Raw genomic sequence first — 6,103 nt, 5'->3', positions numbered from 1 at the left:
GACACCCGCGAGCAGCTCCGGATCGCGATCGTCACCTGGATCGAACGCACCTACCACCGGCGTCGTCGACAAGCCAGGCTCGGCCGGTTGACCCCCATCGAATTCGAAACCATCATGGCTCCAGCAGCCCGACAGGCTGCATAACCGCTGTCACCCGATCCTGCAGCAGCCCCGTGTCTTGTCCGTACACTGCGTACGTCGATGACGTGTTCGCGATGGTGACAGAGCGGCGGTAAGGATGCATTTCGATCAGAGCCGTGTAGCGGGGCTGAGTCCGGCATACGCACGGATCATGGAACGGCTCGATCTATACCCGCGTGGGGTTCAAGCATGGCGATTGGTGGAATTACTGCGCCCGTGGGATGCCGAGAACAAGGACGAACCAGCGAGCGGGAAGGAAATCAAGTCCCTGCGGTCCAAGCTGGCTAATCTGGAGAGCAAGGGGCTGGTAACCATTGAACGGACAACGGAGTACGGCAACATCTATCGGCCGGTAGGAAGCTATTTCGACATGTCGAACTGGACTATCGAGGGTGCTCGGGACAACTACGTCAAGGAGCGTGCGGAGCGCTTCGGAGCGGATCAGCTTCCCGTGGCTGCGTATTCGATGATGCTCGACGTATGGCGGAATACGATTGTCGAGGACGCGCATGCGGGCAGTGGACTGAACCGAATCAGCGATGGAGAAATGATGGCCGCGAATGTGGCCGTGTTCCGCCTGTGCCGCGAATTTTTGATGACGGGTGATCCTAGTCGGGCAGCATGGTTGCGCTTGCTAGACGAGCTGATTCTCCCTGTCGAAGGGATCAAGGTTGGTTCTCGCAATGTGGCCGATCTGCTCGGCGAGCATTATCAAGAGTGGATGAACAGTGCGGCCTCATCGCTTATGTACTGGGCTGATCTCACCGAGCGTGAAGATCATGATATGGAATGGTTTATCGCGGTGAAATCTTGCTTCGGCAGGCCTCACCGAGAATGGTTCGGCATGCCGGATTGGCCGCAACTGGTAGACGCTTTTGTGGCGAAGGAATACGGCGGTTCGACCAGTCCGGCCGATGCGGCGCGGTACCCGGATATCTATGCCGACGGCGTGAAGCCGCGCGAGAAGCTTCCAATTCCGGACGAGGAACTGCGCGCCGGGTTACTGAAAGGGCCGGACCATATGGACCCCAAAGTGCTGGATTGGTGCATCGGCGACGGAATCGGATACATGAAACTCGATCGCGACTAGTACGGCCGCGAGGCGCGGAAGGACCGGCCTGCCCTTCGGATCAGCGGTCCGTAAGCGATACATCAACGTGAGAGGCAATGAATGAGCGATATCGGGCTGACTCTGCCAGAAAAATCGGTCTTCCGGCTGGTTCCTAAGGTAGTAGAACCGCGACAAGCCCTACTCTTCGAGGCACTCGCTTATTCGGCGGATTCGATCGACGTGGCCTATAACGTTATGCTGCAACTGGCCAATCTGGTCGGAGATACTCCCGAAAATTTAACCGTCAGGTTCAAATCCAACTCCTGAACAACGCATGGTCGATGGTGGACGCCCTGCACAATATGCGTCAGATCCTGCAAGCATTGGAATTCACCGCGCCGCAAGCGGTTCAATTCCTGGCGGAGCATGAATCGGCAACCCTTCTCCGAAATGCCATGGATCACCTGAAGGATCAGGCCAAAAATCTGGCAATGAAGAAGAAGGCGGAACCGCCCCTCATCGGCGCACTCAGCTACAACTACATTCCTAGCGACGCAATCATTATGGGCGATGATGGCATCGTTTCCGACATTACACACGGCATTGCGATAACAACATCCATCGGACGTCTGCGCAAGAAGATAACAATGGAGCTATCGAATCCAGCTGGCCAACCGGTCATACACAACAATGTCGCCGGTCTGCAACTTGAAGCGTTCGATTTCTCGATCGAGCTTATGCGAGCTTATCGTGACTTCGTCGACCTGGTAGCCGCGATGGATAAGGCTCTCTCCCAGAACATATCGGATCAAGCGCGGCGCCTGTCCGCAGAGCACGACGTTCCATACGAAGAGCTAATGGCCCATTATGGCGCAGGCTTTTCCACCTTTGCAAGTTGGAAGAGTGGTGCTGCCGATGATCATTCGGCCCCGGAATAAGTGTGCGCATGGGCTGCTCACTACCGGATCGATACGCCTCGACCGCGCAACGCCTTCCACACGCTTCCTTTGGCTTTGCCGAGTTGCCGTGCAACCGCATTCAGAGACTGTCCCTCTGTGTAAAGCTCTACCGCCCAGTCGATTTCGTCCTCGGTCATCGGCTGGTTCCGCATCTCGACGCCGTGCTTGCCCAAGATCTTCAGCAGCCCGCCCTTCGAAAGACCGTACCGCTCGCACAGCTGGTTGGTGGAGGCTCCGAATCGGTAGGCGTCGACCACCTCGGCAATGGTGGCTGCAGACAGCCGTCGATCCAGCCGCCGCGGTCTCACCGTGCTGCTGTCCGTCTTCGCAGGCCGGCGGGGTGGAGCAGCGTCAATCTTCTGGATCACGTTGCCCAGCCAGTCCGGTTCCCACTGTTTCAAATACCGTCCGCTAACCCCGACTGGAACGGAGGATAGCGGACGTTACTTGAACCGGATGACCGCCTGTGAGGCGATCAGTCGCCGGGCGCGCTATGGTGGTGGCAACTCCGAATAAAGCCAACTGGTCGGATGTTATCCATGTGTAGTCCGGGAAATCTGGTTTCAACGCCATACCTGTTGCGTTATCCTTTCCGCTATGGCTACGTGTACGCACCCTAAATGCCTGAAAGAGAGCCCGGAAGAGCAGTTGGGCAAGACGGCCGTGTCAGTGTTACTGGGTGATAACGAGCTCGATCGTGTTTGTGAAAATGAGAGGCCGGGATCGGTGGTCGACTACCGTTCGACAAGAACTGCTGTCGAGGTCAAGGCGCTTAAGAGTGGGGAGCTGGAAAATCTTCGCGCGACTATTGACAGGAAAGTATCGAATTCGCCAATTGGAGTACCCGGCTTGCAGAAAACGTGGTTTGTGATGCCAGATGCAACTGCTGCTGCCGGGGGGCGTTCGGAGTACCATGGAGCGCCATCAATCCGCCAGATTGAGACACAACTTGGACCGCTCCTGCTTGAGCTGGAACAGCAAGGTGTCGATGACGCATTCACCGCACCTTGGAAGTTGCAATCTCAGATTTCATCCATCCTGCACGGAGGATCTTGCAGTGTATTCGAGACCTCCGAGTTCACCCCCGGCATTCTTCTCACGGGCTACCAGTATGGTCACAGTCGTCCCTTTAGCCTCGATCGAGCGTTTCGGGACAAAATACAGAGCTGGATAGACGCTGACTCGGTGAACATGGTTCAGTCCTTCGTTGGCGAAAGTGGACTACGCTGTGGCGTACTGATTGTCCCTTCAAACGGTGCTGGATTTTCAATCGCACGTTCGTTGTCCGAGGATTTCAGCGATGTCAGAATCGTGCCACAAGAGCCACTGTTGCTACCTGATGGGATCGATATCTTGATCGTAGTTGCGGGTGATCAAGCTGTTGAATTTACACCGTCGAGACAGTGGAGGAGAATTTCACTAGAGCGCTGATGCCATTCGGCTGCAAAGTTTTGATAACTAACGATAGTCGGCGCGGCGATCTCTTTTCTGTGGGAGCTGATTGCGCTGCAAAAACTGCGCAACATGGTCTTGAATCGCGCGGAAAGAACGAGGACAGCACTTGAACCATACGACGGTCGAGGAGTCCGAGATCCTGAATGCTCTCGCCGTCGCAACAGGTTCAGTTCGCTCTGGCTCCCCGGAGAACCTGTCTCGCGGAGACCGTGTTATTGGTCCAGACAAGGCGGGTTCTCATGTATCGAGGAGTGACTACCTCCGCTTCCTCTGCTTGCGCTTGCGCTTCTTCCGCGCATCGCGACTCTTATGTGAACGTGGTTTTGGAGCACCTGGAGGCTCTCCGCCATTGATGACCCAGTCAGGCGGCATTGTTCCAGTCTCCCGCCGCCATTCTTGGTACTCCTCCCAGGCGCGTTCCACTGCTTGGAAGTCCTCCATATGGTGGATGGTAATAGCACCGTGAAACCATTCGTAGAATTCTCTACACGCCTTCGACCACTCTTCCATCGGAGTAAGCAGATCCACTTCGCCATCATGCGACTCGATGTACTGCTTTGCAGGTGCGCTCCAGCTGCTATAGGTGGATAAGAGCTTATCGCGGTCCAACTTGATGTCGTTTTTCATGTATCCGCCAGCGAACTGTGTGTGCAACGTGAACGGATACAGGGACTTATGGACGCCATAGTTGCGAAGGTCTTGCAGGAATGCGAACTGCGGCTTCACGAGGATGGTTTTTACCTTGGTACGGTATTGGTCCATGAACTCGGAGTCCTCATCTCGTGCGAGTTCGGGATCTGCCTCCCAGTATCTTTTGACCAGCACATATGTATGGTCGCGAACCGCCATGCGGGACACCAAGAAGTTTCGCAGTAAACCAGATGACTTGCGCTTCCACTGCCGGGTGCCGTCACTGTTGATCACACTCAAGTTGTCTCTGCCGAGGAGGTAACGGCAGAAGTGGTCAAACACGATCTTGAAGTCGGAGCTGTAATCGGAGATAGTGATCTCTAGCTCATTCATGTCGGCTTTCAACCGGCTGCCGAGCATGTCACGGATCGCGGCTTCACGCTGCGTCATCTCTTCGGCGAGTGGATTTCGGTAGGTGACGCCCGTTTGCCGTTCTTCACCGGCTGTCGTCGCCGATTCAGCTTCTGGTTTGTCCATACGGAGGGACAGTACTCAGGTCCACCGACACGTCGAGAGGCCCCCGGTTCACCAAGACGACAGCAACAAGTCAGTCAGCTGGTTCGGCCGGACGTATCGCACCCTCGCCCTCGCAGAGCCTTCCACACACTCCCCTTACTCTTGCCAAGCTTGCGTGCGACGGCATTCAGAGACTGCCCCTCGCCGTAAAGCCGTACCGCCCAGTCGATCTCCTCCTCCGTCATCGGCTGGTACCGCATCTGCACACCGTGCTCCTGGAGGATCTTGAGTAGCCCGCCCTTGGACAGGCGATGCCGCTCGCACAGTTGGTTGGTGGAGGCACCGCTGCGGTAAGCGTCGACCATGTCAGCGATAGTGCCCGGCGACAACCGCCGATCCAACCGCCGCGGTCGGACCGTGCTGCTGGCCGCCTTCGCAGGCCGGCGAGGTGGGGCAGCCTCGATCTTGGCGATGACCTTGCCCAGCCAGTTCGGCTCCCACTGTTTCAAATACCGTCCGCTAACCCCGACACACGAAAACCCCTCCTGACCAGCGCAGGAGGGGTTTTCTGTTCAGCGGACGGCCCTGAGGTTTGGGGCCGATTTTGGGGCCAGTTCGCCCGCGTAGATGTTGAGAGAGCCTCTCGCCGTCCTCGCGTAGCGCTTCCATGTCGGGATGCAGGTACCGCTGCGTAATCCGCGGATCGACGTGACCGGCGATGCGCTGCAACCGGTGCAGCGGAACACCGGAGTCGGCGAACCAGGTCAATCCGGTGTGCCGGAGATCGTGCCGCCGGAGATGCTCGAACCCGAGCGCGGTGACGACCTCGTCCCATTGCGTCGCGTCGCGCAGGACACCTGTAGCGATCCGTCCACCGCGAGGGCCTACGAACACCCGAGCGCCAAGGAAGGCGGTCCGGAGTTCATCGTCGGTGGCTCCTCGGTGTTCCCGCTCGACGCGGGTGCGAGCGTCGTTGATTCGCCGGAGGATGAGCGGGCGAATTTCGGCGATAATAGGAATCGACCGGTGCCGTCTGCCCTTGGTGCCTTTGTCCATGAGCCCGCCAGGCCCTGGTGTCGTCTGCCGACGTAACGTCCACACCCACGAATCGGTGTCGATATCACCTACCCTGCAACCCGATACCTCACCGATTCGCGTTGCTGTGCACGCCGCGAACATCACCACATCACCCCAGCCCTGGTACCGGTCAGCCGATGCGGCGACCAGTGCCGCGGTAAGTCGTTCCAAGGCAGCCCGGTTGCGTCCAATAGCGTGGTGTACGGCCCGACCACCCGAGCAGCCCCCTGTTCCGAGCGTGTCGTAGCCGGAAACGAGGTGGTCACCGCGTGAC

The 6,103-nt window shown here is 57.6% G+C and carries 8 protein-coding genes and 1 pseudogene; 5 read left to right on the top strand and 4 right to left on the bottom strand.

Going from position 1 to position 6,103, the window contains the following annotated elements:
* From DFR74_RS35040 to DFR74_RS35755, 4 genes and pseudogenes are all read left to right on the top strand, one after another.
* Window positions 1-144 (top strand): annotated as a pseudogene (locus DFR74_RS35040) (IS3 family transposase); the annotation flags it as partial.
* A gap of 148 nt (window positions 145-292) precedes the next feature.
* Window positions 293-1,231 (top strand): hypothetical protein, encoded by a 939-nt coding sequence (locus tag DFR74_RS35765; protein ID WP_147266053.1) that lies wholly within the window; start codon window positions 293-295, stop codon window positions 1,229-1,231.
* A gap of 81 nt (window positions 1,232-1,312) precedes the next feature.
* Window positions 1,313-1,519: a hypothetical protein gene (locus DFR74_RS35760; RefSeq protein WP_147266052.1), complete on the top strand. Its 207-nt coding sequence runs from the start codon at window positions 1,313-1,315 to the stop codon at window positions 1,517-1,519.
* Between the two features lie 14 nt (window positions 1,520-1,533).
* Window positions 1,534-2,130, top strand: coding sequence for a hypothetical protein (locus DFR74_RS35755; protein WP_147266051.1), 597 nt, complete (start codon window positions 1,534-1,536; stop codon window positions 2,128-2,130).
* A 20-nt stretch (window positions 2,131-2,150) separates the two neighbouring features.
* Here DFR74_RS35755 and DFR74_RS35025 read toward each other — a convergent pair whose 3' ends face one another.
* The gene (locus DFR74_RS35025) at window positions 2,151-2,552 is read right to left on the bottom strand and encodes a helix-turn-helix domain-containing protein (protein ID WP_232331963.1); all 402 of its coding nucleotides are present in this window, start codon (window positions 2,550-2,552) and stop codon (window positions 2,151-2,153) included.
* A 196-nt stretch (window positions 2,553-2,748) separates the two neighbouring features.
* On the opposite strand from DFR74_RS35025, the gene DFR74_RS35750 reads away from it, so the two are divergent.
* Complete coding sequence (locus DFR74_RS35750; protein WP_147266050.1) at window positions 2,749-3,582, top strand: hypothetical protein; 834 nt, start codon at window positions 2,749-2,751, stop codon at window positions 3,580-3,582.
* 279 nt (window positions 3,583-3,861) lie between these two features.
* Here the strand turns inward: DFR74_RS35750 and DFR74_RS35020 are convergent, their stop codons facing one another.
* The 3 genes from DFR74_RS35020 to DFR74_RS35010 all read right to left on the bottom strand — a co-directional run bounded on the left by DFR74_RS35020 (window position 3,862) and on the right by DFR74_RS35010 (window position 5,931).
* Complete coding sequence (locus DFR74_RS35020; protein ID WP_147266049.1) at window positions 3,862-4,773, bottom strand: hypothetical protein; 912 nt, start codon at window positions 4,771-4,773, stop codon at window positions 3,862-3,864.
* A gap of 74 nt (window positions 4,774-4,847) precedes the next feature.
* Window positions 4,848-5,117, bottom strand: a complete 270-nt coding sequence (locus tag DFR74_RS35015; protein WP_233444474.1) for a helix-turn-helix domain-containing protein — start codon at window positions 5,115-5,117, stop codon at window positions 4,848-4,850.
* Window positions 5,118-5,271: 154 nt separating this feature from the next.
* A complete protein-coding gene (locus tag DFR74_RS35010; protein WP_232331965.1) occupies window positions 5,272-5,931 on the bottom strand; it encodes a tyrosine-type recombinase/integrase in 660 nt (219 codons plus the stop codon).
* Window positions 5,932-6,103: the final 172 nt, after the last annotated feature.

The sequence above is a fragment of the Nocardia puris genome (genome assembly GCF_003315035.1).
In the GTDB taxonomy this organism is placed as follows: domain Bacteria; phylum Actinomycetota; class Actinomycetes; order Mycobacteriales; family Mycobacteriaceae; genus Nocardia; species Nocardia puris.
Note: the sequence above shows the minus strand (reverse complement) of the source record. Positions and strands in the feature narration are given on the sequence as shown.

Excerpts from the sequence above, each read along its gene's own strand:
- DFR74_RS35015 (WP_233444474.1), bottom strand. The coding sequence starts at position 5,117 with ATGGTCGACGCTTACCGCAGCGGTGCCTCCACCAACCAACTGTGCGAG.
- DFR74_RS35755 (WP_147266051.1), top strand. The coding sequence starts at position 1,534 with ATGGTGGACGCCCTGCACAATATGCGTCAGATCCTGCAAGCATTGGAA.
- DFR74_RS35750 (WP_147266050.1), top strand. The coding sequence starts at position 2,749 with ATGGCTACGTGTACGCACCCTAAATGCCTGAAAGAGAGCCCGGAAGAG.
- DFR74_RS35760 (WP_147266052.1), top strand. The coding sequence starts at position 1,313 with ATGAGCGATATCGGGCTGACTCTGCCAGAAAAATCGGTCTTCCGGCTG.
- DFR74_RS35020 (WP_147266049.1), bottom strand. The coding sequence starts at position 4,773 with ATGGACAAACCAGAAGCTGAATCGGCGACGACAGCCGGTGAAGAACGG.
- DFR74_RS35010 (WP_232331965.1), bottom strand. The coding sequence starts at position 5,931 with ATGTTCGCGGCGTGCACAGCAACGCGAATCGGTGAGGTATCGGGTTGC.
- DFR74_RS35765 (WP_147266053.1), top strand. The coding sequence starts at position 293 with ATGGAACGGCTCGATCTATACCCGCGTGGGGTTCAAGCATGGCGATTG.